The organism is Variovorax sp. WS11 (genome assembly GCF_010499245.1).
Taxonomy (GTDB): Bacteria; Pseudomonadota; Gammaproteobacteria; order Burkholderiales; family Burkholderiaceae_C; genus Variovorax.
This window is the reverse complement of sequence record NZ_JAAGOW010000005.1, coordinates 1,267,743-1,292,453: the sequence shown is the minus strand read 5'-3', so window position 1 is coordinate 1,292,453 and position 24,711 is coordinate 1,267,743. Positions and strand designations below refer to the sequence as shown.

At 66.5% G+C, this 24,711-nt stretch carries 20 protein-coding genes, 1 pseudogene and 1 riboswitch; of the genes and pseudogenes, 5 read left to right on the top strand and 16 right to left on the bottom strand.

Translation table 11 applies throughout. The features are described from left to right. Position 1: 1 nt before the first annotated feature. From GXN78_RS40685 to GXN78_RS40675, 3 genes are read right to left on the bottom strand one after another with little or no spacing between them, the layout of a single operon-like run. The gene (locus tag GXN78_RS40685; protein WP_106555613.1) at positions 2–1,471 is read right to left on the bottom strand and encodes an acyl-CoA reductase; all 1,470 of its coding nucleotides are present in this window, start codon (positions 1,469–1,471) and stop codon (positions 2–4) included. Then, the gene (locus GXN78_RS40680; protein WP_106555644.1) at positions 1,468–2,550 is read right to left on the bottom strand and encodes a long-chain fatty acid--CoA ligase; all 1,083 of its coding nucleotides are present in this window, start codon (positions 2,548–2,550) and stop codon (positions 1,468–1,470) included. Before GXN78_RS40680 ends, GXN78_RS40685 begins: the two co-directional genes overlap by 4 nt. Positions 2,551–2,589: 39 nt before the next feature. After that, positions 2,590–2,742: a hypothetical protein gene (locus tag GXN78_RS40675; protein WP_164256399.1), complete on the bottom strand. Its 153-nt coding sequence runs from the start codon at positions 2,740–2,742 to the stop codon at positions 2,590–2,592. 68 nt (positions 2,743–2,810) lie between these two features. After that, positions 2,811–2,904, bottom strand: a riboswitch (TPP riboswitch). 8 nt (positions 2,905–2,912) lie between these two features. Here GXN78_RS40675 and GXN78_RS41005 point away from each other — a divergent pair. Next, positions 2,913–3,113, top strand: coding sequence for a hypothetical protein (locus tag GXN78_RS41005; protein ID WP_181360505.1), 201 nt, complete (start codon positions 2,913–2,915; stop codon positions 3,111–3,113). 140 nt (positions 3,114–3,253) lie between these two features. Here GXN78_RS41005 and GXN78_RS40665 read toward each other — a convergent pair whose 3' ends face one another. From GXN78_RS40665 to GXN78_RS40640, 6 genes are all read right to left on the bottom strand, one after another. Next, positions 3,254–4,240 (bottom strand): tripartite tricarboxylate transporter substrate binding protein, encoded by a 987-nt coding sequence (locus GXN78_RS40665; protein WP_106555614.1) that lies wholly within the window; start codon positions 4,238–4,240, stop codon positions 3,254–3,256. 262 nt (positions 4,241–4,502) lie between these two features. Continuing rightward, complete coding sequence (locus GXN78_RS40660; RefSeq protein ID WP_239143108.1) at positions 4,503–5,864, bottom strand: FAD-linked oxidase C-terminal domain-containing protein; 1,362 nt, start codon at positions 5,862–5,864, stop codon at positions 4,503–4,505. 105 nt (positions 5,865–5,969) lie between these two features. After that, entirely contained in the window at positions 5,970–6,566 is a 597-nt protein-coding gene (locus tag GXN78_RS40655) for a DAK2 domain-containing protein (RefSeq protein ID WP_106555616.1), read from the bottom strand. Further along, complete coding sequence (locus tag GXN78_RS40650; protein ID WP_106555617.1) at positions 6,566–7,564, bottom strand: dihydroxyacetone kinase subunit DhaK; 999 nt, start codon at positions 7,562–7,564, stop codon at positions 6,566–6,568. The genes GXN78_RS40655 and GXN78_RS40650 overlap by 1 nt, the downstream gene beginning before the upstream one ends. 92 nt (positions 7,565–7,656) lie before the next feature. Further along, complete coding sequence (locus GXN78_RS40645) at positions 7,657–8,637, bottom strand: tripartite tricarboxylate transporter substrate binding protein (RefSeq protein WP_106555618.1); 981 nt, start codon at positions 8,635–8,637, stop codon at positions 7,657–7,659. Between the two features lie 30 nt (positions 8,638–8,667). Beyond that, on the bottom strand, positions 8,668–9,558 hold the full coding sequence (locus GXN78_RS40640; RefSeq protein ID WP_106555619.1) for a dihydrodipicolinate synthase family protein: 891 nt from the start codon (positions 9,556–9,558) through the stop codon (positions 8,668–8,670). Between the two features lie 213 nt (positions 9,559–9,771). Between GXN78_RS40640 and GXN78_RS40635 the strand changes: the two genes are divergently transcribed. Beyond that, on the top strand, positions 9,772–10,506 hold the full coding sequence (locus GXN78_RS40635; protein ID WP_106555620.1) for a GntR family transcriptional regulator: 735 nt from the start codon (positions 9,772–9,774) through the stop codon (positions 10,504–10,506). 72 nt (positions 10,507–10,578) lie between these two features. On the opposite strand, the gene GXN78_RS40630 is transcribed toward GXN78_RS40635, so the two are convergent. Genes GXN78_RS40630 through GXN78_RS40610 form a run of 5 tightly spaced genes read right to left on the bottom strand, consistent with a single transcriptional unit; the run spans position 10,579 to position 15,327 of the window. Then, positions 10,579–11,439: an isocitrate lyase/PEP mutase family protein gene (locus GXN78_RS40630; RefSeq protein WP_106555621.1), complete on the bottom strand. Its 861-nt coding sequence runs from the start codon at positions 11,437–11,439 to the stop codon at positions 10,579–10,581. After that, entirely contained in the window at positions 11,436–12,395 is a 960-nt protein-coding gene (locus GXN78_RS40625) for a tripartite tricarboxylate transporter substrate binding protein (protein WP_106555622.1), read from the bottom strand. Before GXN78_RS40625 ends, GXN78_RS40630 begins: the two co-directional genes overlap by 4 nt. Next, entirely contained in the window at positions 12,392–13,330 is a 939-nt protein-coding gene (locus GXN78_RS40620; protein ID WP_106555623.1) for an amidohydrolase family protein, read from the bottom strand. The genes GXN78_RS40625 and GXN78_RS40620 overlap by 4 nt, the downstream gene beginning before the upstream one ends. Next, entirely contained in the window at positions 13,308–14,279 is a 972-nt protein-coding gene (locus GXN78_RS40615) for a tripartite tricarboxylate transporter substrate binding protein (RefSeq protein ID WP_106555624.1), read from the bottom strand. Before GXN78_RS40615 ends, GXN78_RS40620 begins: the two co-directional genes overlap by 23 nt. A gap of 7 nt (positions 14,280–14,286) precedes the next feature. Further along, complete coding sequence (locus tag GXN78_RS40610; protein ID WP_239143107.1) at positions 14,287–15,327, bottom strand: TauD/TfdA family dioxygenase; 1,041 nt, start codon at positions 15,325–15,327, stop codon at positions 14,287–14,289. Positions 15,328–15,522: 195 nt separating this feature from the next. Between GXN78_RS40610 and GXN78_RS40605 the strand changes: the two genes are divergently transcribed. Continuing rightward, positions 15,523–16,422: a LysR family transcriptional regulator gene (locus tag GXN78_RS40605; protein ID WP_106555626.1), complete on the top strand. Its 900-nt coding sequence runs from the start codon at positions 15,523–15,525 to the stop codon at positions 16,420–16,422. A gap of 168 nt (positions 16,423–16,590) precedes the next feature. Here GXN78_RS40605 and GXN78_RS40600 read toward each other — a convergent pair whose 3' ends face one another. Both GXN78_RS40600 and GXN78_RS40595 read right to left on the bottom strand, forming a co-directional pair. After that, positions 16,591–18,279, bottom strand: a complete 1,689-nt coding sequence (locus GXN78_RS40600) for a bifunctional diguanylate cyclase/phosphodiesterase (protein ID WP_106555627.1) — start codon at positions 18,277–18,279, stop codon at positions 16,591–16,593. Positions 18,280–18,373: 94 nt separating this feature from the next. After that, positions 18,374–19,835 (bottom strand): annotated as a pseudogene (locus GXN78_RS40595) (sensor domain-containing diguanylate cyclase). A 587-nt stretch (positions 19,836–20,422) separates the two neighbouring features. On the opposite strand from GXN78_RS40595, the gene GXN78_RS40585 reads away from it, so the two are divergent. Both GXN78_RS40585 and GXN78_RS40580 read left to right on the top strand, forming a co-directional pair. After that, positions 20,423–21,505, top strand: coding sequence for a TRAP transporter substrate-binding protein (locus GXN78_RS40585; RefSeq protein ID WP_106555645.1), 1,083 nt, complete (start codon positions 20,423–20,425; stop codon positions 21,503–21,505). Next, on the top strand, positions 21,502–24,537 hold the full coding sequence (locus tag GXN78_RS40580) for an EAL domain-containing protein (protein WP_106555629.1): 3,036 nt from the start codon (positions 21,502–21,504) through the stop codon (positions 24,535–24,537). The genes GXN78_RS40585 and GXN78_RS40580 overlap by 4 nt, the downstream gene beginning before the upstream one ends. Positions 24,538–24,711 lie beyond the last annotated feature (174 nt).

Here is a 24,711-nt window from a genome sequence, read left to right as displayed (position 1 = left end):
CCTAATCCGCGTACGGTGCCAGCGCGTCGGCGGCAGATTCTGCCGACTGCTCGATCTCGACCATCCGCACCAGGTCCAGCAGGTTGAACCGGCCGTCGTGATGCCAGCCCGCCTCCGGCGAGGTCATCGATCCGATGGCGGTGATGCGGGTCACGCCGGCTGCGCCCAGCAACTCCGACAGGCGGAACAGTTCTGCCGGTGCGGCCGCCACGCCCGCCGTCTGCAGGAAAAGGGAGTGCGCTTCCGCTTGCGCGATCACCTGTTCCAGCGAGTCGACCGCGACGACCTGAACACTCCGATTCAGCGCCGTGGGGGCCAAGGCCAGTGGTTCATCGGCGTAAGCGACGCAAAAGGCCGCACCGTACTCGCCGATCAGCTCGCCGACAAACGCGCCGCTCGCCGACATCGACTGCAGCTCGATGGCCTGCCGCCATCCGGCGACAGCGGCTGACTCCTCCAGCGCCAGGGCCCGGCGCGGGAAGCGGCTCTGCAGGTTGGCGAGCTCGCTGGCGAGGTACTGCGCGAACTCGCGCGGCGACACCTTGCCGCCGCGTTCCACGTAGAAGACATGGGGCGAATAGCAGCCCTGCTGGTCGTAGCGCATCACGTCCCAAGCGGCCAGTCGTGCCGTCGCCGGCCCGCGCAGCGTGTCGAGGGCCGCGGCGCTCACCAGGCCGAAGCCCAGCTTGTGGCCGTGCGGCAGAAAGCGCGTCGTGACCGGCAGCCGACGGCGGATCTGTGCCAGCGAATCGTTGGCGCCGTAGGCGAGCACCGTGTCTGCCTCAGCGTAGAGGGCGCACGCCTGTTCCTCCTCGCCGCCTTTCCACCACACCACGGCCAGGCAATCGGCCAGCGGCGGGTGAACCTCGGCCAGCAGCCGCGCGAACAGGCTCGCGAACAGCGGCTCCGCGCTCGGCAGCTTGCCGATGTTGCCGGCCTTCACCAGCAATCCGCAGACCAGGCTCCACAGCGGCAGGGCCGGAACGTTGCCGGCCCAGCTGTGAACCAGCAGATCCGGCCCGAGCGCTCTGGCCGCGCCGCCCTTGGGTCGCGGCTGGAACTCGTCCAGCACTTTGGGATTGGCGAAGTCCTCGGCGACGAAGCGGTGCAGTTGCGGCGCACGAAAAGTCTTGAAAAAAGCCGTGAGTCCCAGGCGAACCATGCCGGCGTCGTAGCCGCTGGTGATCGGCAGCAGCCGGTCGGCCTGTCTGCGGTAGGCGTCGGCCGGGTCGAGCAGGCGGGCGATCGCGCAATCCACCACGGCCACGATCTGCGACACGGTCATCGTCTTCAGATGGAGGCGGCTGGCCTGCTTGACCCGCAAGGCGAGCGCCGTCATCTGCTGCGGGCTCAACACGGGCACGGCGACTTCGAGCCGCGTGGCGCCCGACTCGAAGACCAGAGGTTGCCACTGCACGTCCGCCGGCGCCAGGCCAGGCAAGTAACCAGCGGTCGCGTAGAGGGTCGTCATGCCGCTGCCGCCCGGATGAATTCCTCCACCGCCAGCGAGCAACCCTTGGCCTGCGCGCCCTCGGCGCGACCGAGCAGCAGGAACCCGCCATCGGCTGCCTGGCCTACGTCCTCGGTCAGGATGGTGGTCACGGAATTGAAGTTGGCAAGGTCGCAATGGACCAAGATGCCGCGTTCGCCCTGCGCGACTTCGCGGCTCGTGAGCGGGTCGACCAGGCGGGATCGGATCCAGTGCGGCCCGGACTTCACCGACGGCACGACCGCATTGCCCGCGTCGTAGAACTGCGTGCTCAGCTCGGTCATGCCATACATGTTGATGCACTGCGATCGTTCGACGCCAAGCCGCGCGGACAGCTCCGCATAGAAGGCGTCGAGTGGCAATTCGCGCGACTGTCCCTTGTAGCCACCGGTGTCCAGCACCCGACTGCCCGCCGGCAGGTGGAACGATTTTCCGCGCTGCTTGAGCTCGTCGATCAGGTGCACGAAGCTGTAGCTGGCGCCGAGCAGAGCGTAAGGCCGGCCGAGGCGTTCAGCGTCCGCCAGTGCATCGCACAGGCCGCGGCCATCCAGTCCCTGCGGGCTCACGAAGTAACGACTCTCCTCGGTGCCGAATTCACGCAGAGCAAGCGCAAGGTAGTGGGCCAGTGAGGAATTGGGCAGCACGGTTTCCGTGGGGAACAGGATCCCGAAGCGCATCCGGCCGCAGCCGTGCATGAACCGGCTGGAGAAGTTGCGGATCATCGACCGGTCGTAGACCGCCAGCGTCGGATGATGATGACGGCCCTTCACCTCGCTGCGCGTCGTGCCGCTGGTCATGAAGATGCGGTCCGTTGCGGCCGGCGGCTCGCACCGCAGGTCCAACTCCTTGAAGGCGTCGATCGGCACTGCCGGGATGTCGCTCCAGCGCTTCACGTCGCGCAGGGTGGCGCCGCGCTGCCGGCAGAAGCGCCGGTACGCCTGATTGTTGCCGTACTGGTGGGCGAACAGGCGCAATGCCAGGCGATTGAAGTCGTCGTCGGTACACCCGTCCTGCTCGATGAAGGCGAGGACGTCAGCGACTATTTCGTCGGTTGCACGCATGGTGGCCCCGGCGGCGTTGTGGTCCGGATGGTTTGACATTCAATTCATCGGCAGGAGCCGCATCGCTTCGGGCGCGTGCCCAGGGTTCAACGGGCCGCCGGAGTTGGCGGCGGACCGCAGGCACGGATACCGGAAGGCATGGGCCACAACACCCGTCGTGTGCGTGGGCCGCTCTGCAGAGATGCTGTTCATGAGGACTCCTTCGTGACCGTCGAACGGATGCTCCGAAGGCCACCTTGACCCAGGCAGGATCGCCGACGGGTCAAGGTGAAAGCTCTTCTTCCGCCGGCATTAACCGGTTCAAGTTCGCGGGTTTGAATCTCAGCACTGTCGCGTGCACCCCGGAGCGCGGTCGATTTTACATGTGCCTCACGCGTGCCGCTGCACTTCGTGTCGATCGGGCGGCGCGCTGCCAGCGGCCGACCCGCTCGAGGGTCGGCATCCGGGGACTGGAGCCGGCACAGTGGCCGTGCCATGACCCGCTGTTCGAGGTCGCCACCCCGGAAGGCCTGCTGTCGGCCGCCCGGATGAACGGCATCGAGTTCCACACGTGGAATGCCTGAAGACCTCGATCGGCAAACCCCCGACCGGATGACCTTCGGACCTGGGCCCCGGGCAGGACGTGGACGGACCGTTGCAGCAGGTCGCAAAGGTCCTGCGCTTCTTCTCAATGAGCGGGACCTGGCTGCGTCTGACGACCTACCTAGCGGCCCTGCTGTTGCATGTTGACCTTGGTAATGAGGTCTTTCATGACGCCGTGCTCTTTGTCAAGCACCGCCTGGAATTCTCGCCCGTCGGTGAATTTATAGCCAATGTTTTGCTTCTCCAATGCAGCAATCATGGCAGAGTCCTTGGCAGTGTCTGCGGCGATCTGGCGCAGTTTGGCGACGACATCCGCAGGCGTCTTTTTTGACACTCCCAGATAACGCCAACTGACGACGGACAAGTCGATCCCCGACTCTTTGCCAGTGGGCGCGCTCAGGGCAGCTTTGCTTCGCTGGTCGGCCAAAACGAGGATGATGCGAAGCGTCCCAGCCTGAACGTGCGAGATCACTTCCGGGGGAGTTGCCGTGACTGCCTCGATGTGGCCGCCGAGCAACGACTGAATTGCTGGCGACGCGCCCTGATACGGAATCGGCGTAAGTTTCGCCCCAGTCTTGTCGACGAGCGCTGCGGCGGCCAAATGACTGAGCGTTCCATTCCCGGTAGTGCCGATGCGTAGCCCATCGGGCGCGCCTTTCGCCGCGGCGAGAAACTCGCCAACTGTTTTCCAGCTCGCGTCCGATCGAACAATGATCGAAACAGGATCGAAGTTCAGTTGTGCAATCGGTTCGATATCCAAGTACGAGAACTTTGCGAGACCAAGCAATGGCGTTGTCAAGACGTCGTTGGTGAAGAGACCTAGCTTGTAACCGTCCGGTTTGGAGTTGATAATTTCGTTCGCAGCGATCGAACCCCCGGCGCCCGGTTTGTTCACGACGACGATCGGTTGCGACGAGTGGTTGCGACTCGCATCCGCGAAAGCCCTTCCAAGAGCGTCGGTCGAGCCGCCGGCTGCGTAGGGAACCACGATTTCGATCGGACGACTCGGAAAGCTCTGGGCGACAGCGCTACCCAAGCCGAACGTGAGCTGTGTAGCAGCCAGACCTGCCATGAGGGCCAGTTGACGCAGGTATGTTTTCATCAGCATTTGGTATCTCCTTTAAGTACTCAATGTTCTGGCAACTAAGGGGATCGAGGCAGCATTTGCATGGAGCCCACTAAGTCCGTGACTGTCTCTTCAGGCTAGCGAGCAGCAACAAGACCTGACGCTTAGCGCGTCGGATGTAGAAGGGCTCATGCAATACCGCGAGTCCCATGCGGTGTGTGTGTGTCTAGTTCGCCGAACTACCTCCATTGGCATTTGCCAGCCGTCAGCGTTCATTGGGCAGCTTGGATCAGCGTGCGGTCCATCAGTGCACTTCCGGCAGCATCTTTCCCGGGTTCATGATTCCGCGCGGGTCGAGCGCATTCTTCAGCGCGCGCATGAGCGCCACGCCTTCGGCGTGTTCGGCTGCCAGCTGATGAATGCGGTGCAGGCCAATGCCATGTTCGCCGGTGCACGTGCCGCCATACCGAATCGCCCGCATCGACACCCGCTCAGCCAGGCCGTCGGCACGTGTGCGCTCATCGGGGCTTGCGGGATCGAACACGATGCCGAGATGGAAATTGCCGTCGCCGGCGTGTCCGACCAACGGCGCCGTCAGGCCGCTGGCACGCACGTCCTCGCGCGTTTCCATCACACAAGCGACGAAGTTCGATATCGGAACGCAGGCGTCGGTGCCAATCAGGGCGGAACCGGGCCTCAGCGCAAGATTGGCGTGGTAACACTCGTGGCGTGCCTTCCAAAGTCGCGTGCGATCTTCCGGACGCTCGGCCCACGCGAAGCCGCTGCCGCCGGACTCCTCGGCGAGCGATTGCATCGTGGCGACCTGCTCGCGCACGGCCGCCGGCGATCCATGAAACTCGATGAACAGGGTTGGCATTGCCTCGAACTCGTCGAGCTTCGAGTAGCGCTTGCAGGCGTCCATCTGCACTTCGTCGAGCAGTTCGATTCGCGCCACCGGCACGCCGACCTGAAGTGCGCCAATCACCACTGAGATGGCAGATTCCAGGTCCGGGAACTGGCACACGGCTGCCTGCACCATTTCCGGCAGGCCCCACAGGCGCAACTGCACTTCGGTGATGAAGCCCAAGATGCCTTCGCTTCCGACGAACAGGCGTGTCAAGTCCAGACCGGCGGCGCTCTTGCGGGCGCGGGTACCGGTGCGCACGATACGGCCGTCGGCCGTGACGACCGTCAGGCCTAGCACCGCGTCGCTCATCGTGCCGTAGCGCACCGCTGCCGTGCCCGATGCGCGTGTCGATGCCATGCCGCCGAGGGACGCATTCGCCCCAGGGTCGATCGGGAAGAACAGCCCCTGCGCGCGCACGTGCGCGTTGAGCTCCTCGCGCGTCACGCCGGCCTGCACCCGGCAATCGAGCGCATCCGCGTCGACCTCGAGGATCGCATTCATTCTCGACAGATCCACGCAGACTCCACCATGCACGGCAACAACGTGGCCTTCGAGCGAGGTACCGGTGCCGAACGGAATCATCGGTACCTGCGCGTCGAAGCAGGCGCGCGCCACGAAAGCGACGTCTTCGTTGTTGAGCGCAAAGACCACCGCATCGGGCGGCGCAGAGTCCGGCACCCCTTCGCCGTGGCCATGCTGCTCGCGCACCGCGCCAGACGTGCTGAGGCGATCGCCAAACCGCTCGCGCAGCTGCGGCAACAAGGCCAGCACATCGCGGGCGACCTCATCGCGTGACTTTGGGAAATTCATTGCTTAGGCCCGTTGGATCTGTCGCACGTGGTCGTCGTGGCTGGAAACTCGGAGCTAGAGCGCGTCAACCATGCGCAGCAGCGCCACCATGCCGGGGTCGTCCATGCCGATCGTCCTGTCGGCGAACATGCGGGCGCGGCCGATGCGGTTGGGCTTGTCGCGGAAGGCGTCGAGCGCGGTACGCGCCGCGTCGCTGGCCACGCGGCGGGCTTCGGCGCCTTCGGGCGATGCGGCGAGTGCCGTGTGGATGGCATGCAGGCCGTCGAGCACCGTCTTGTCTCCCAGGTTTGCGCCGCCGCGCGCCGAGAGCGTCGTCACCACTTCGGCCAGCAGCGCCGCGAGCTGCGGATGGTCGAGCAATGTCACGCCGGCGCAGCGCTTGGCACTGGTCATGAGGGCCACGGTCAGCAACGTGCCGAAGCTTGATCCGGACGCCTTGGCAGAAGCCTGCGCGCAGCGTTTGAAGATGCCTTCCAGGGTGTCGGGCATCTCGGGCAGGGACTGTTCGACCAGCGTAGCGCACTTGTCGAGTGTGGCGCCGAGGTCGGCGTCGCCAAGGCGGCCGTCGAGCTCGTTGAGCTCAGGCGCAGCCGCATGTACGGCCGCGCACCAGCGGGGCAGCGCAGCCGAGAGGGTGGCAGCGTCCAGCATCAGCGCACGCTCCAGAAGGGGCAGTCCGCCGGGGCTGCAAGCAGAGCCTCCAGTTCGGCATCGAGCTTCATCACGCTGAGCGACGCGCCGGCCATCTCCATCGAGGTGGCGTAGCGCCCGACCAGGGGGCGCACGATGCTCACGCTCTGTTCCGCGAGGGCGGCCGTCACGCGGCGGAAAAGGATGTAGAGCTCTTCCGCGGGTGTCGCCCCCAGGCTGTTGACCAGCACGGCAACACGATCGCCGCGCGCCAGCGCAAGTTCCGGCAGCACGTGCGCAAGCATCTCGTCGGCCAGCGCATCGGCCGATTTAAGAGGCCCGCGCCAGATGCCCGGCTCGCCATGGATGCCCATGCCGAATTCGACTTCCCCTTCCCCGATGGCAAAGGAGGCCTTGCCGGATTCCGGCACCACGCAGGGCGAGAGCGCCACGCCGATGGAACGGCACGCGTCGTTGGCCTTGCGCGCCAGCGCCGCCACCGCCTCCAGGTTCGCGCCATCCGCTGCCTTGGCGCCCGCGACCTTGTAGACGAGCACGAGCCCGGCCACCCCGCGGCGCTTCTCGCGCTGTGCGGCGGGCGCACTCGCCACGTCGTCGGCGACACGGACCGATGCGACCGACATGCCATCGAGTTCGAGCATCTCGGCTGCCATGTCGAAGTTCATGCGGTCGCCGCCGTAGTTGCCGTAGAGTTGCAGCACGCCGGCGCCGCCGTCGGCCGCGCGCATCGCCTCGATGCAGTCGTCCATGCGCGGGCCGGCGAAGACGTTGCCCACGGCGCAGCTGTCGAGCAGGCCGTCGCCGACGTAGCCGAGGAAGACCGGCAGATGGCCCGAGCCGCCGCCGGTGACGATGCCCACTTTGCCGGGCACGGCGCCGCTGCTGCGCGCCACCACGCGGCCGTCTTCTCCGCGGCGCTGCAACTCGGGGTGGGCCAGGCACAGGCCGTCGAGCATTTCGTCGACGTAGGCGTTCGGGTCGTTCAGGATCTTTTTCACGATGCTATGTCCATGGCGTTGAGGTCGCACGCCGGCCGGCGACGGCCGTGCCAGCGCCGGCTTGTGCTCGGCGCCCGTGCGCTTGGGTCGGATCAGTCGGCCTTCAGGCGGCCATCTTTGGTGGCTTGCGAGGCCAATGCGTACTCGGCGTCGAGCAGGCGTGCGAATTCCTGCGGCGTGCTGGAGTAGGCGACGCTGCCGAGTTCGCGGGCGCTGTTCACCGTCTGGGGGTCCTTGACGGCTTGCACAAGCGCGGCGGCGAGCTTGTCCTGCACCGCCTTGGGCGTCCCGCTGGGCGCAAGCACCCCGACGTAGGTTGTGCCATCGATCTCGCCGAAGCCGAGCTCCGCGACGGTCTGGACGCCGGGCAGCGATGGATCTTGCGTCGGCCCCAGCACCGCGAACGGCTGAAGCGCGCCGCCCTTGATGTGCTGCAGCGAACTGCTGACCTGGTCGAAGTGCACATCGACCTGCCCGCCGATCAGGTCGATCAGTGCAGGACCCGAGCCCTTGTAGCTCACGATCGTGAATTTGGTCCTGAGCAGAGTCTCGAGTTGCAGCAATGCGAGGTGGTTGGGCGTACCCGGCCCGGAATGCGCAGCGATCAGCTTGCCCTCGCCGGAACGGGCGTAGGCGGCGAGTTCCTTGAAGTTCTTGAACCTGGTTTCGTTCTTGCGCGCGAGCAACACCATCGAGCCCTTGTTCACCAGGCCGAGTGGCGCAAAGTTCGACCGGCTGTAGCTTGTCTTGACCATTTCCGGAACCGTGACCACCACGCCGGCTCCGCAAAGCAGCAGGGTGTATCCGTCCGGGGCGGCGCGAGCAACCTGCATGGCGCCGATCGAGCCGCCGGCGCCCGCTCGGTTGTCGACTATCACCGACTGGCCCAGCACCTTGCCCAGGGCAACCGCCACTGTTCGCGCCACGATGTCGGTGTTGCCGCCCGGCGCAAAGGGGACGACGATCGTCACCGGCTTGCTGGGAAACTCCTGGGCCCATGCGGGGGCTGTCAATGCGCTGCCCGCAGCGGCAAGCGTTCCGAGCTTCAGAAGCTCGCGACGTCGGATATTCATGATTCGTCTGTCTCCGGGTGAAGCCAGGTGTCAGATGTCAAAGCGCAGCACGTCGTCGAGCGCGGCCTTGATCCTGGCTAGCTGGGCCTCGCTGGTGGGCGGCATGGGTGCCCGGGGCAGGCCGGCATTGCAGCCTTGCAGCGTGATGGAGGTCTTCAGGTTCGCAGGCAGGTTGTCCGCGACGATTGCGTTCCAGAAGGCCAGCATGGACTTGTGCATCTCCAGCGCCTTCACATGGTCGCCGGCCTGCACCGTGTTCCACAGGTTCACGCACACGCCCGGCAGTGCCGCCGGGGTTGCGGCGATCGTGCCGTGCGCGCCCAGGGCGAACGACGAATACAGCAACGCATCCACGGCCGAATAGACCTTGCAGCCCGCGGGCACGCCGAGCAGCAAATCGGCCATCAGCTTGAGGTCGCCCTGGCTCTGCTTGATGCCCTGCACGCCGGGCAGATCCTGCATGAGGCGGATCATCTGCGCCGGATTCAGGTAGTTCCACGGCACGACGTTGTAGATGATGACGGGGATGTCGACCGCCTCGGTCAGCGCCTTGAAGTGGCGGTAGGTGGCGTCTTCATCGGGCTTGAAGAGGTAATGAACCGGGGTGACCTGGAGCCCGGCAATGGGAAGGTGCGAGATCGCCTTGGCACGGTTGATGGCATCGCGCGTGCTGTTCGAAATGATGCCGGCAACGATCGGTACGGCGCCCGCCACCTCTTCCGCGGTGATCTCCAGCAAGCGTTTGAATTCATCGATGGTCAGCGTGTGGCCCTCGCCGCTGCTGCCGCCGGGGCAGACGCCATGCACCTTCTTGTCCAGGTTGAAGCGGATGACCCTGCGATAGGCCGCTTCGTCGATGTCGCCGTTGGCGGTGAAAGGAGTGACAAGGGGAGGGATGACGCCGGTCAGTTCAAGACTCATGAAAGTGCTCCGTTCTGCAGTTTGGGTGGGGGAGGGCGCAACCAACAATCGCGCCGTGGAGCACACTATAAGCCGTCTGACATGTCAGTGCAATCACGGTGACTATTCTGAGGCGTTCAGAGCGGTTCTTCTAATCTGTCAGCTGCCACACCGTTCGTCCTGGCGTACAGTCGTGCCTCATCCGAGCGACCAACCAGCCGGGGAAGGATCTTGATGAATGCGACAAAGAAAAAGCCCGCGCCTGTGCCACCTGCCGTGTCGCAGCGCACCCTGGCCTACGAGAGCTTCCGGCGGCAAATCCTGAGCGCAAACATTCGCCCGGGGCAGTTCGTCTCGCAGCGCGAACTCACCCGCCTGCTCGACCTGCCTCTGGGCGCCATCCGCGAGATGATTCCCCGGCTGGAGGCCGCCCGGCTGATCGTGACCGTGCCAAAGCGGGGCTTGCAGATCGCGCCGGTGGACCTGAAGCTGATCCGCAACGCATTTCAGGTGCGCAGCATGGTGGAGCGGGAGGCCGTACGCCACTTCCTGCGTTCGGCATCGGACGAAGAGCTGGCGCGCATCGAAGAGCAACATCTGGCGATCCTCGAGCGCGCCAATTCGGCCCAGCCCGACCCGACGCTTGACGCAGATGCGCAGACGGTGGATTGGGGCCTGCACGACACGATGGTCGACAGCATCGGCAACGAGATCCTGTCCGAGATCTACCGGGTGAACAGTTTGCATGTGAGGCTCATACGCCTCGACGCGGGCCTGGTTCGCCCGATGCGCATCGTGCCCGCGATGGAGGAACACCTGGCTTTCATTGCCGCGCTGAGGGCGCGCGATGAGGACAAGGCAATCAAATCCATCAGCGAGCACATCGAGCGCTCCAGGGCGCGTGTTCTCGATGCAATGCTAGGGTCAAACCAATCAGGTTCGATGAAAACGAGTACAGCCTCCGCGTAGCGCCTCGCTCATGGCACAGCATCGGAACATAGGGGCGTCAGCCACTTTCTCCACACTCCAGGACGCCGGCCGTCAGCCGCCGTAGCGCGCGCCCAGGGCCATCAGCTCGGGGGTCCCGATCACGCCGTTGAGCTGGTCGAAATCCAGCATCTCGTCGCGCAGCGGCAGCGTGCTGCCGTGGGCCTGCAGGCTGCCGAAATAGCGCTGCAGCTGCGCGGCCAGAAAACGCACCGTGCCACCCGGAAAGATGACGATGCGAAATCCGCGTTGCCCCAGCTCGCCGGCGCTCTGGATCGGGCTCTTGCCGCCTTCCACCATGTTGGCCAGCATCGGCAGCCGCGGGCCGAAGCGGGCGCAGGCGGCGTCCATGTCGGCCGGCGTGCGCAACGCCTCGATGAACAGGGCATCGACGCCGCAATCGGCATAGGCCTGGGCGCGCTCGAAGGCGGCCTCGATGCCTTCGACCGCCAGTGCGTCGGTGCGCGCCAGGATCAGCGTGTCGTCGCTGGCGCGCGCGTCCAGCGCCGCCTTGAGCTTGCCGCACATCTCCTTCACGCCGATCACCCGCTTGCCGTCCAGGTGGCCGCAGCGCTTGGGAAAATCCTGGTCTTCCAGCTGGATCATGGCGGCGCCGGCGCGCTCGAAGGCGCGCACCGTGCGCTGCACGTTCAGCGCGTTGCCGTAGCCGGTGTCGCCGTCGACGATCATCGGCAGCGCCACGCGGTCGGTGATGCGCGCCAGCACGTCGGCGGTTTCGCTGGCGGTGGTCAGGCCCACGTCGGAGCGGCCGAGCTGGGTGTAGGCCACGGCACCGCCGGACAGGTACAGCGCCTCGAAGCCGGCCTGCTGGGCCAAGAGGGCGCTGAGCGGGTCATACACCCCGGGGGCCAGCAGCGGGCGCGCCTCGCGCAGGCGTTCGCGCAGCGTCGTCATTCCGGCTTCGCCCCGGTGGCGGCGACCACCTTGCCCCAGCGCTCGATCTCGGCGCGCACGAAGCGGTCGAACTCCTGCGGGCCGGTGCCCATCGGCACCAGGCCCTCGTTGGCCAGCCGCTCGCGCATCTCGGGCGAGGCCAGCGCGGCCAGCGCCGCCTTCGACAGCGCGTCGGCCTGTTCGCGCGGCAAGCCGGCCGGTCCGAACAGGCCGTACCAGGAGCTGTAGGCAAAGCCCGGAATCACCTCGGCCACAGCCGGCACCTGCGGGAACGCCGGCAGGCGCTGCGCGCTGGTGACGGCCAGCGCCTTGACCTTGCCGCCCTTGATCAGCTCCCGCGCCGAGGCGACGCCGGCAAACGTCAGGTCGATCTGGCCGGCCACCACGTCGGCCAGGGCCGGGCCGGTGCCCTTGTACGGCACGCTCACGATGTCCAGGCCCGCCTCGCGCTTGAGCATTTCGCCGGCCAGGTGGTTGGCGCTGCCGATGCCGGCGATCGCCAGATTAAGCTTGCCCGGCTCCGACTTGGCCAGCGCGATGAGCTGCTTCATGTCGTTGGCCTTGAACGAGGGCCGCGCCACCAGGACCGCCGGCAGGCTGGCAATGCCGGCCAGCGGGGTGAAGTCCTTCACCGGATCAAAGGGCAGCGCGGGGTAGAGCGAGGCGTTGATCGCGTGGCTGGTGTAGGAGAGCAGCAGCGTGTTGCCGTCCGGCGCCGCCTTGGCCACCGCCTGCGCGGCGATGTTGCCGGCCGCGCCGGGCCGGTTGTCGACGATGAAGGGGCGGCCCAGGCGCTTGCCCAGCTCCAGCGCCAGCGCGCGCGCCACGATGTCGGTGCCGCCGCCGGGCGTGGCACCGACCAGAAGGCGGGTGGCGCTCTGCTGGGCCTGCGCGGCGGGCAGGCCCGCCAGGCCGGCGGCCAGCGCCGAAAGGGTGAGGAAGTGGCGTCGTTTCATCGGGTTGTCTCCTTGTCGGGGGTGGGCGCAAAGCCGTACAGGCGCTCGGGGTTGCGCACGAGGATCGCCTCGCGCCGGGCCGCGTCGGGCACCCAGTCGCAGAAGCTGTCGATCAGCGCGGCCTCGCGCGGCAGGCGCTGCGGCGCGAACAGGTTCGGATGCGGCCAGTTGGTGCCGAACAGCACGCGGTCGGGCCGCGCCTGCACCAGCGCCTGGGCCAGCGGCCTGATGTCGAACCAGCCTTCGGCGTCGGCCGAGCGCCGGTACCAGCTCGAGAGCTTGACCCAGCAGTCGTCGCGCCGCGCCAAGACGCGCAGCAGGGCCTGGAAGCCGATCGAATCGACGCCTTCGGCGCCGGTGACGCAGCCCAGGTGGTCGAACACCAGCGGCGCCGGCACGGCCAGCAGCCGCGCTTCCAACTCGGCCAGCTCCCGGCCGTGCGCGACGTGAATCTGCAGGTGCCAGCCGAACGGTTCCAGCTTGCGCGCCATCGCCTCGATCAGCTCGGTGCCGCCGTAGCCGGCGACATGGGTCGACAGCCGCACGCCGCGCATGCCACCTTCGTGCAGCGCCTCGATCTCGCGCGCAGTGACGTCGGGCGACAACCCGGCGACGCCGCGCGCCCGGTGCTGTCCGAGCGCCGCGATCGCGTCGAGCGTGATCCGGTTGTCGGTGCCGTACACGCTGGCGTTGACCTGCACCGTGCGCGTGATGCCCACGGCTTCGCACATGCGCAGGTAGGCGGCCAGCGGCGCATGCGCCGGCGTGTAGCTGCGGCTGGGCACCAGCGGGTAGCGCGCCGCGTCCTCGAACACGTGGCAGTGGCAGTCGGTCGCGCCAGGCGGCAGCGCGACGCGACCGGCGCGCGGGGCCGGATCGGGCGCTAGGCACAGCGGCGGCGCGGCCGCCGGCTCAGTCGAGACGGACGCCCGCATCGCGAATCACCTGGGTCCACTTGGCGCTTTCCTGGCGCATCAGCGCCGTGAAGGCGTCCGGCGGCAGGTTCGCGAGGTCGGCGCCGAGCTGAGCGAAGTCGTCGCGCAGCTTGGGCGCCTGCAGCGTCTTTGCCAGCGCGGCGTGGATGCGCGCGGCCACCGCCGGCGGCGTGCCGGCCGGCAGCGCGACGCCGGTGGTGGTGCTGGCCTCGAAGCCGGGCAGGCCGGATTCGGCCAGCGTCGGCAGCTCGGGCAGCACGCCGCTGCGCGATGCGCTGGTCACGCCCAGCGCGCGCAGCTTGCCGCTCTTGATGAACGGCAGCGAGGTCGGCAGGTTGTCGAACATCAGGTCGACCTGGCCGCCCAGCAGATCCGTCAGCGCCTGGCTGCTGCCCTTGTACGGCACATGCATCAGGCGGGTGCCGCTGATCTTCTGGAACAGCTCCGCCGTGAGGTGGTTGGAGGTGCCGTTGCCGGTAGAGGCGAAGCTCAGGCCGCCCGGCTTGGACTTGGCCAGCGCGACCAGCTCCGCCACGTTCCTGGCCGCCAGCGCCGGGTTGACCACAAGAACCAGCGGCACCCGCGTCACGGCGCGCGACAGGCTGAAGTCCTTGGCCGGATCGAACGCCAGCTTGGGGTAGAGCGCCGGCGCGGCGGCCAGCGAACCGGTGGAAGCGAGCAGCAGCGTGTAGCCGTCGGGCGCGGCGCGTGCCACCTGCTCGGCGCCCAGCATGCCGCCGGCGCCGGGCTTGTTCTCCACCACCACCGGCTGGCCCAGCGCCTCGGCCATGCCGCTGGAGATGGCGCGCGCCGTCAGATCGATGTTGCCACCGGCGGCGAAGGGCACGACCAGCTTCAGCGGGCGATCGGGAAACTCGGCGTGCGCGAGCAGGGGCAGGGCGGCCAGCAGGGCGGCGCGGGCCAGCTTGGACAGAAAGGCCGTTTTCATGAAGGGCTCAGGCCGCGCTCGACTGGATGTCCGCTAGCGTCACCAGCGGGCGCCAGGGCCGCCACAGCATGCCCAGCGCTTTCGCCTGCCGCTCCTCGTAGGCCAGGAACTCGGGCGTGATCGCGCTGCCGCGCACGCCGCCGCGAACCGCGCCGGGGCGGATGTCGCCGTAGTACTCCTCCCACTGCGGCGCCAGCGGCTGCGAACCGGGAATCGCCAGCCACAGGCGCAGCAGGTGGCGCTTGCGGTCGGGCTCGTCGAAATCCTCGAAGTCGGTGCGCGAGTGCAGCGTCACGTAGTTGTTCAAGAGCTGCATGTCGCCGGCCTCCAGTTCCATCGAGAAGCACAGCTTGTCGCCGGGCATCAGCTCGTCGAACAGCTCCAGTGCCTCCTGCTGCTGCTGCGTCAGCCGCGGGACCTCGGGAAAATCGCGCTGGGCACCGTCGATGTTCTTGCGGTTCGTCCGGGCCGAGAAATACACCGGGTCGTCGCCGAAGATCGGGCAGCGGTAGAAGGGCGGCTGCACCGGGTCCTGCGTGCCCTGATAGGTGTGGTGCCAAGGCGCTTGCAGTACCGGCATCAGGTCGGGCCGCAGGCGCTGCACTTCGTCGCGCAAGGCGATCGAGCTGATCACCTTGCTGGTGCCGCCGCTCTTGGCAGTGCGGCGCGTCATCAGCGCGACCACGTCGCACGAATCCTGGTGGAAGTCGAGCTTGGCGTTGGTGTTGTAGCCGCGCCCGCCCTTGACCTTGTAGCTGCCGCCCTCGTCGCGCACGTTGTTGATGATCTCGCTGGCGCGGTTCTGGGTGCGGCCGACGCCCATGTACAGGCTCATGCCCCAGTAGGCCAGGCGCGTGTCGGCCTCGCTCCAGCGCTCCACCGGGAAGCCCTTGACCAGGCACATGCCCCAACGGCCCTGCGTGGTGGCGACGGCGCGCTCCAATGCGCCGCGCGCGGCTGCGTTGAGCGGAAAGTCCTTCTGCTCCAGCGCCAGCAGCGGTTTGTCCAGCGTACGGGCGTGCGCCAGCGCGGCGTCGAAGCCGGCCACCTCGGCCGGGTCAGGGGCGCTGGATCCAGCTGGTGTCGTTGCGGACCTGGTCGGCGGTCCAGGCGCGGGGGCCGAAGGCGGGGGCTTTGGGTGGGGCCTCATGTTGTGCGAATGTCTCCGTGAGAGTCCCCATTGTGGGTGGGGAGGAGCCAAAATAAAAGCGAAGTTCTTTCACCTCTTTCCTAAGGAAATTTGATGAAGCTCGATTCCTTCGCCACCCTCGACGCCGTGCTGCGCGGCGGCACCCTGGCCGCCGCCGCAGCCGAGGCACACCTGACGCCCAGCGCCGTCAGCATGCAGATGAAGCAACTCGAAGCCTGGCTCGGCCAGCCGCTGTTTGATCGCTCCGGCCTCCAGGTGCGGCCGACCCGGCTGGCACACGAGGTCGGCGCGCTGATGCGCGAGGCGCTGGGCCAGCTGGAGGCACTGCGCAAGCGGCCGTCGGTGCGCATCGAAGGCCAGCTGCGGCTGGGCGTGATCGAGTCGATGCAACCGGTGCTGCTGCCCGGCGTGCTGAAGCTGCTGCGCGAGCGCTACCCAGGTCTGTCACTGCACCTGGAACGCGGCAAGAGCGCCGGCCTGACGGCTGCCGTCAAGGCCGGAGAGCTGGATGCCGCGCTGGTGGGTCAGCCGCAATCCGGCGGATCGGCGCGGCTAAGCTGGCACCCGATGCTGCGGCGCGAGCTGGTACTGGTTGCGCCGCCCGCTGCCACCGAGAGTTCGATCGCTGCGCTGTTCCGTCAGTACGAATGGATTCGCTACGACCGCACCACCATCACCGGCGCGCTGGCCGCGCGCTACGTCAACCAGTACGTGCGCGAGCGGCGCGGCGAGTTGGAGTTCGACGGCGCGCCCGCCATCGTTGCGCTGGTCAGCGCCGGGCTGGGCGTTTCGATCCTGCAGATTGCCGACCCGGCCCTGTGCCGCATGTACCCGGTGCGCATCGTGCGGCTGGGCCGCAGCGCGCCCGTGCTGCAGTTCTCGCTGGTGACGCGCAAGGCCGGGGACGAGAGCCGTCCGCTGGCGGCGCTGCGCGAGTGCGTGCAGGAGGTGCTAGCCGCGGCGCAGCGGCAGCGGCTGGCCAGCGGAATGTGAGCGCGTGGCACCGGCTGCGCTGCCGCAGCGTCTCATGTGGGCGCTGTCAAGCATGTGCCTCACGAAGGAGCCCAGATCGCCCAAGGTCGCGAGGTCGGTATCCAGGTTTGCGGGCACAGCGCTCAGCGTCGCCACCGCACGGATCCCAAATCGGACAAGCATCCTCGCCTAGCCGGTCACCCCCTCTTGACCTTTGTCCGCCGTGGGCCAGAGGGGCGCACGCTCGAAACCGGCGATCCAGTCCGGGACCTGATCGGCCGGCAGCGGCTTGGCGATACCGTAGCCCTGGCCCAGCGTGCAGCCCAGCGCCATCAGCGCATCGCCGTGGGCGGCAGACTCCACGCCCTCGGCGATGGCCTGGCGCTCCATGCCGCGCGCCATCACGAGAATGCCCTCGACGATGGCCCGATCTTCAGCATCCTCGAGCATGCCGCGCACGAAGGACTGGTCCAGCTTGAGCGCAGTCACAGGCAGTTGGCGCAGGTAGGTGAGCGACGAGTAGCCGGTGCCGAAGTCGTCCATGGTGACGGGCACGCCCAGTTCCTTGCAGGCACCGATGAAATCGGCAACTGCGCCGAAGTCCTTGATCGCTGTGGTTTCCAGGATCTCCAGTTCCAGCACGCCGGTATGCAACTGCGGGAAGCGCCCGAGGTGCAACGTCAATCGCTCGATAAAGTCGGGGCGCAGCAGATGGCGCGGGCTGACGTTGACGCTGACCGAGGTTTTGACGCCAAGCGCGAGCCACTGCGCGGCCTGGCGAACCGCCTCGCCGATGGCCCAGTCCCCCATCTGTTCCACCAGTTCGTGGTCCTCGATCAGAGGCACGAACGCGGCCGGCTGCAACAAGCCCCGTTCGGGATGCTGCCAGCGGATCAGCGCTTCGAAGCCGATGACCACGCCGTGCTGCATATCCACCTTGGGCTGGTAGGCCAGGACGAACTCGTTTCGTACCAGCCCTTCCTTGATGCGCTGGCGGATCAGTTGCTCCTGCTGCTCCTCCAGGGCCTGTGCAGCATCAAAGAAGTGCACCTGGCTGCCGCCTGCGCGTTTGGCAAAGAAAACCGCGTGCTGGGCATGCTGCAGCATCACCTCCGTGGGCTGCTCGCCGTGTCCCATGAGCGCCACGCCGGCGCTGACGCGCAGGCGCGCCGATCGATCCTGCAGCCGGTAGGGGTGGGCCAGGCGGGCCAGCAGCTGCTGCAGCAGTGCTTCGCACTGCTGCCGGCTGGTGAAGGAAACCACAAGCGCGAACTCGTCGCCGCCGACCCGCGCCGCCACCGCGTCGGGCGGCAGTGCCGTCTTGAGACGCCGGGCCACCTCGCGCAGCACCGCGTCGCCTCCCGCGGGGCTGAACCTGTCGTTGACATCCCGAAAGCGGTCGATGTCCAGATAGAAGACTGCCAGGAAGCGGTGTGGATCGCTGTCATGTGCATGGGGTGTCCGGCCCAGTTCTTCGATCGAGGGAATGCGGTTCGGCAGCCGGGTGAGGGCGTCATGGCGCGACAGCGTGTCGAGTCGCTCGCCCCGCAGGCCTTGTGCCGCCAGGCCGAACGTCCACAGGATGCAGCGATCGTCCATGCGCTCGCCACGCATGTCCACCAGGATGCTGCGTCCGTGGTGGGCACGCAGCGCAACGCGGTGGACGTCGATCGCGCCACGCGCGGGGACCTGCATGTCCGCGGATGGCCCCATCTCGGAATCGGCCTTCGTCTGCGGCCCGCGCGGCAGCACGTCGCCCAACGGCATGTCGGCCAGCGCGCCCAGCGGGAAGCCAAGCAGGCTGTGCGCATCCTCGTTGGCCCAGAGAATCTGTCCATCGCACGTCTTGAGATGGCCGGCTAGGGTGCGACTGGGCATGATGGACAGTGATGGAAGTGCGCAAAAGAGTCACGGGCGCGCGGACATTCAGTTACAGCCCCTATTGTTCACTGAAAACGAGGCACTCCTTGCTTCATCGCTTGTTGCGGCGCTCGCCGTCGTGCTCGCGGTAGTTGTTGGCCTTGTCTTCGTACATGGCCCGGTCCGCGCGCTGCAGCGCGCCATCCAGCTGCTCGCCAGCCTCGCAGGTCGCCAGGCCGATGGCCAGCTTCAAAACATGCCCGCTTTGTCCGGCGTAAAACTGGTTGTTGAGGTCGAGCATCGAGACGATGCGCTCGCGCGTCGCCTCTGCAGCGCGCTCGTCGGTCTTCGGCAGCACGACGGCGAACTCGTCCCCGCCGGTGCGTGCGGGCCAGCCCGGCGCGTCGACCGCTTTGCTCAGCACCTCGCCCACGCGGCGCAGCAGCGCGTCGCCGGCCGCATGGCCTTCCTCGTCGTTGACCGGCTTCAAGCCGTTCAGGTCGATCGCCAGCACCGAGACCGGCCATGGGCCCTTGCGCGAAAGCCGATTGAGCTCTTCCGTGTAGTAGGTGCGGTTGCGCAGCTGCGTCAACACGTCGTGCTTGCCCAGGTATTCGAGGTAGGCCTCTGCCTTCTTCCTCGCGGTGATGTCGACCAGCGAAACCAGCACGAGGTCCCAGGTCGCGAGCCGGTCTTCCAGCACGGCGAACTGCATGTGGATATTGACCCAGGTCGCCCGACAGCGAGTAGTTGACGACCTCCCGCTGCTGCTGAGTCTTGCCTTCCCACAGGTCCTGCAACTGCTCGGCGAAGGAGTCATGCATCTCGTTGCGAAAGATGTGCGCGATGTTCTCCAGCAGCGTGGCCTTGTCGGTTGCGCCGAACATGCGCAGGGTTTCGCGGTTGACATCGACCACGCGGATTTCGCGCATGCAGCGCGTCACGAATTCAGGATGCACCTTGATGAAGGTCGCGAAGTCTCTGATGCCTCGCGCTCGTACATCGTCGAGCAAGGCCTTCACGGCACTGAAATCTTCCACCCACAACGACACCGGAGAATGGTCGAACAGGCCGCGCGCATAGCGCTCGCTCTCCAGGCGCAGCCGATCGGCGCGCACGCGCGCGGTGACGTCGTCCAGGGAGACCAGCACGCGATCCCATGACGCTTCGTATCCGGGCAGCACCCGTACGCGTACGTGCACATCGAGCCTGCGACCGTCCAGGGCGTAGTTGACGGTCTGGTTGTCGAAGCAGAGATTCTCGCGCCACAGCTGGTCCAGCTCATAGACCACCGAAGCGGTCATGTCGTCACGAAAGACGCTATCGAGTCGCGACAGGAGCTACGCCTGGCTCGCGGCGCCGAGCATCGTGAGCGTGCTCTGGTTGACGCTCAGCACCCGCAGCTGTGCCATGCATTCGCGCACGCGCTGCGGCTCGGCATTCAGGTGTTCCATCAGATTGACGACACCGTCACCACGCCACGCCTCGAAAAGCCGTTTGAGTCCGCTGTAGTCTTCAAGCCACAGCGACATGGGCGCGAAATCGAACATCGACTCGAAATCGGTGGAAGACATGGGCTCTTCTCCTTCTCATGGGTTGCGCGTCGCCATCATGCACGCGCTGGGGTGCGCCGTCTCTCTCTCTCTCTCGAGCTGTGAGCGAGGAGCTCCCGCTGCGCGAGGGGGGTAGGTACACGCCGCCGCCGAGTTCGTAGCGGCTGTTGGTCGTCACATGCCTGCCGGTGATCGAATGGGCCGAGCCGTAGCCGTAGATGCCCCAAGCCCCGAAATCCCGGCCGAGGTCGAGTCGGCCGCCGCGGGCGACCACGCCGCCCCAACGGGCTGTCGCGCAAATGCGATTCTCGGAAAGCTTGAATGTGTCAACTCTGACCGACAGTGCAATCATCGACTTGAGAGTCCAGACGCGCGTTAGAACTTTCTCGGTAATCGTGGACCATCAAGCGCGGCCGGTGAGCAGACACGACCCATCCGCTTCGGAAAGAAGATCGTAGGAGAGACGCTACACCTGGTGTCGGCCCCGACGCCGAGACGTAGCCAATGCGAGCCTGCATGAGGCCGCTGCAATACACCTCTGCAAGAAACGCACGCGGCTCTGCAAGAAGAGCTGGTCACAGACGCTCGAATTGCACCATCATTTCGCCATGGCTCTACGCAACGGCACGCTCTACCGACGATGCACGCTTCTGGTTTACTTCGGCGCGCTGGGGCTCAGCCTCGTGCCGGCGAGCGCTGCCGCGCAGGCTGCATCTGCGCAGCGGCTTCGCGTCGTCGGCGGCCTCGCCAGCGTGAGCCAATACACACTGCACGAAGAGCCCTTCTGGAACCAGGAGCTGGCCCGCCTGAGCGGCGGCAAGTACAGCGCAAGCATCGTTCCGTTCAACCAGGCGGGTGTTCCCGGGCCGGAAATGCTCAACCTCATGAAGCTGGGAGTGGTCCCATTCGGCACGGCGCTGCTGAGCCAGATCTCCAACGACCATCCCGAGCTGGGGGCGCCGGACCTGGCAGGCCTGAATCCGGACATGCCATCGCTGCGGCGTGTCGTCGGCGCATTCCGTCCGTACCTTGAGCGCACCTTGCGCGAACGTCACGACGTGGAACTGCTCGCGATCTATGTCTATCCGGCGCAGGTCGTCTTCTGCAAGCAGCAGGTGAAGCATTTGACCGACCTGGCGGGCCGGCGCATCCGCGTCTCGGGTGCCGCGCAGGCCGACTTCGTCCGGGCGCTGAACGGCACGCCAGTCTTCACCGAGTTCGCGGAACTCATGTCGAACATGAACTCGGGCAACACGGACTGCGCGATCACCGGCGCGATGTCCGGCAACACCCTGGGGCTGCATCGCGTCACCAGCTCGATCTACACGATGCCCATCAACTGGGGGCTTGCGATCTTCGGCGCGAACAAGGAGGCCTGGAATGCGCTGCCGGCGGATCTGAAAACGCTGTTGCGAAGCGAGCTTCCGAAGCTCGAGGCCGCTGTCTGGACCGAGTCGGAGCGCGAGACCAGTGAGGGAGTGGCGTGCAACACCGGCGCGCCCGCATGCACACGCGACAGGAAGGGCGCGATGGTCGAGGCGCGTCCCTCCGCAGAAGATCAACGGCGCGGGCGGGAGATCTTCGCGACGAAGGTATTGGCCGGGTGGCTGCAGCGCTGCGGCTCCCTCTGCGCGCAGGTATGGACACAGACCGTCGGACCGGTGACGGGAATCAAGGCGCCGGCACAGTGAACAGGCGCCTGCCCCGCCGCACCACGGCATTCATCTACGGGGTGGCGACGCTGTTTCTCCTCGGGATCCTTTCGAGCGCCACCGTCATGACATGGGAAATGCGCAAGAAGGCGATCTCCGACAGCGAGAGCCTGGCGATGCGATTCGTGAGCGGATCGGAAGCCGCGCTCAATCGCGGCCTGCTCGGCATCGATATGCTCCTCGCCGTCCAGGGACAAGTTCTGCAGTCGTCCACAGCAGCAACGGTGGCGGCTGACGCACTCAGACCCGACGCCTTGCAGTTGCTGGATGCGGTCGTGCGCCAGAATCTGCTGGTGCGGCACGTGGCCCTTCTGCGGCCGGACGGTGCCCTGCTGTCGTCTTCCGATCGACGGCGAGACAAGCTGGTTGTGCACGTGCCGCCTGAGTTCCTGGAGCGCGTTGCGGCACAGTCCGTCTCGACGTTGGCCATCAGTACGCCGGCGGTCAGCCAGTCCAGCTCGCAGAAGGTGCTCTACTTTGCACGCAGCGTTCGGCTTGCCGACGGCAGCAAGATCGTGGCCGTGGCGGAAGTGCCAATCCCCCTGCTGATCACGATCCTCACGCAAGGCACCGACATCAAGGGGCTGCAGATCACGCTGGAGCGCGATGCCGGGCCGTTGCTGGCCAGCGTGCCAGCGCGCGAGGATCTCTCGGGCCGGGTCATCCTGCCGGCACTGAGCGAGCAGACGAGCGACGGGCGCGCCATGCGAATGGCCGCGCGCCTGAGCGGGGAGCAAGCCATTGTGGTGGCGCGCCCCACGCTGCACCGGAATTTGCTGATCGTCGCGAGCATCCCGCTCAGTTTCGTGCTGGAAGACTGGCGCACGCAGCGCCTGTTCATCCTGGGAACGGCGCTGGCCTTTGCGCTGATGATCCTGCTGGTCAGTGGCTTCGCTCATCTCCAACTGCGGCGCCAATGGCGCTCCCGCATCGAGCTGGTTCGCTCCAAATCGACATTGGACCAGGCGCTGGAGTCCATGGTGGATGGCTTCGCGCTACTCGATTCGCAAGATCGCATCGTGTCTTGGAACCGACGCTTCCTCGAGATCTTTCCCGGCGCCGAGGCGACGATCGCTTCGGGTCTGCCCATTCAGCGCGTCATCGACCAGACGGCAGAACGCCAAGGCCGCGGGGCTCCCAATAGCCAGCGCCATGCGCGGGGCCCCGCGGAGCCGGCGCTGCCCAGCGGGGCGCAGGGCGAACACGAGATCGTCCTGCCCGGCGGCCAGATCATCGTCTGCATCAGAAGCCGCACACCCGACGGCGGGCTCGTGTGCGTGTATCGCGACGTCACCGAGAAAAGGCGGCATACCGCCGCCATCGTGGAAAGCAAGGCGCAGTTGCAGGCGACACTGGACGCGCTGCCAGACCTGCTGCTGGAGGCCGGGCTGGATGGGCGTTGCCATCTGTTCCATGCGTCGCGCGCCACGCCCGCCGTCGTCGAAGCCCAGGACCCCATCGGCAGGCTGCTGGACGAGCTCCTGCCCGCACAGGGCGCGGCCGAGGTGATGGCAGCGCTTCACGAAGCCCATGCGGTGGGCTTTTCACGAGGCCGCCAGTTCGAGCGTCCCGCCGCGCAGGGAGCGACATGGTTCGAAATTTCGGTGTCGCGCAAGTGCCTCGAAGAGGAAGCGGAACCGCGCTTCATCGTCATCCTGCGCAACATCACCGATACCAAGCTGGCAGCCCGGGAGATCGAGCACCTGGCGTTCTATGACGTTCTCACGGGCCTTCCCAATCGCCGGCTCTTGCTGAATCGGCTCGAGGGGGCCATCGAGGCCCACGCACGACATGGCCGCCACGGCGCCCTGCTGTTTCTGGATCTGGACAACTTCAAACGGGTCAACGACGCCCATGGCCACGAGACGGGCAACGTCCTGCTCAAGCAGGTGGCGGCGCGGCTCAACGCCAGTACGCGCGATGGCGACACGCTTGCCCGTCTCGGCGGCGACGAGTTCGTGCTGATGCTGCAAAGCCTCGGCGAAGACCCGGAGGTGGCGTTGCGGCAGACCGCGGCCGTCGGCGAGACGATACTCGCCGAACTCGGCCAAACCTATCTGCTTGGCGCCCTGCAGTACCACGGCACCTGCAGCGTGGGCGCCACGCTCTTCGACGGCCAGCAGCAGTCGCTCGAAGCCCTGCTGAAGCAGGCCGACATTGCCATGTACTACGCCAAGACCGCCGGCGGCAACACCATGCGTTTCTTCGAGGCGGCGATGCAGGCCACGATCACGGCTCGCGCGACGCTCGAAAGCGAGTTGCGCTGCGCGCTGGCGGGCGATCAGTTCCTGCTGCACTACCAGAGCCAGGTGACATCGGCAGGCCAGATCGTGGGCGCGGAAGTCCTGCTGCGATGGCAGCACCCGGCGCGAGGCATGGTGCCGCCTCTCAACTTCATCGACCTGGCCGAAGAAACCGGGCTGATCGTGCCGCTGGGCCTGTGGGTTCTGGAGACTGCGTGCCAGCGGCTGGAGCGCTGGAGTCATCACCCGGGAAGCCGAGACTTGGAGCTGGCCGTCAACGTCAGTGCGCGGCAGTTCCGCGAAAGCGATTTCGTGCAGCAGGTCCGGGAAGTACTCAGCCGAACGGGCGCCGACCCGAGGCGACTCAAGCTCGAACTGACCGAAAGCCTCGTGCAGGACAACGTGGCAGACACCATCGAGAAGATGAAATCGCTCGCTGCGATGGGCGTGCGCTTCTCGCTGGACGATTTCGGCACCGGCTATTCGTCGTTGTCCTACATGACGCAGCTCCCGCTGAACCAGATCAAGGTCGACAAGTCCTTCGTCCAGAACATCGGCGTCGATCCCAAGGTCGAATTGGTCATCCAGACCATCATCGGCATGGCGCGCAACCTGGAGTTGGAGGTCGTGGCCGAAGGCGTTGAAACGCGGCAGCAACTCGCCTTTCTCGAGAAGCATCGCTGCACCCTGTTCCAGGGCTATCTGTTCAGCAAACCGGTGCCGCTGCCGGAATTCGAAGCCCAGCTCGATCTCGAGATGGTTGGGTGATCTCAGACCGGCCGCGCGCCGATTTACGACAGGAGCCGCTTCGGCCGCCGGCGCGGCCGTAGCCGATCAAGGAGCTCAGAACTTGATGCTACTTTGCGTGGGGATCCGAAGCCATCGTCGGGCACTCGACGGAAGCTCCGCCTGGGTGTCATGGCCTTTGTGGTCGCAGTCCCT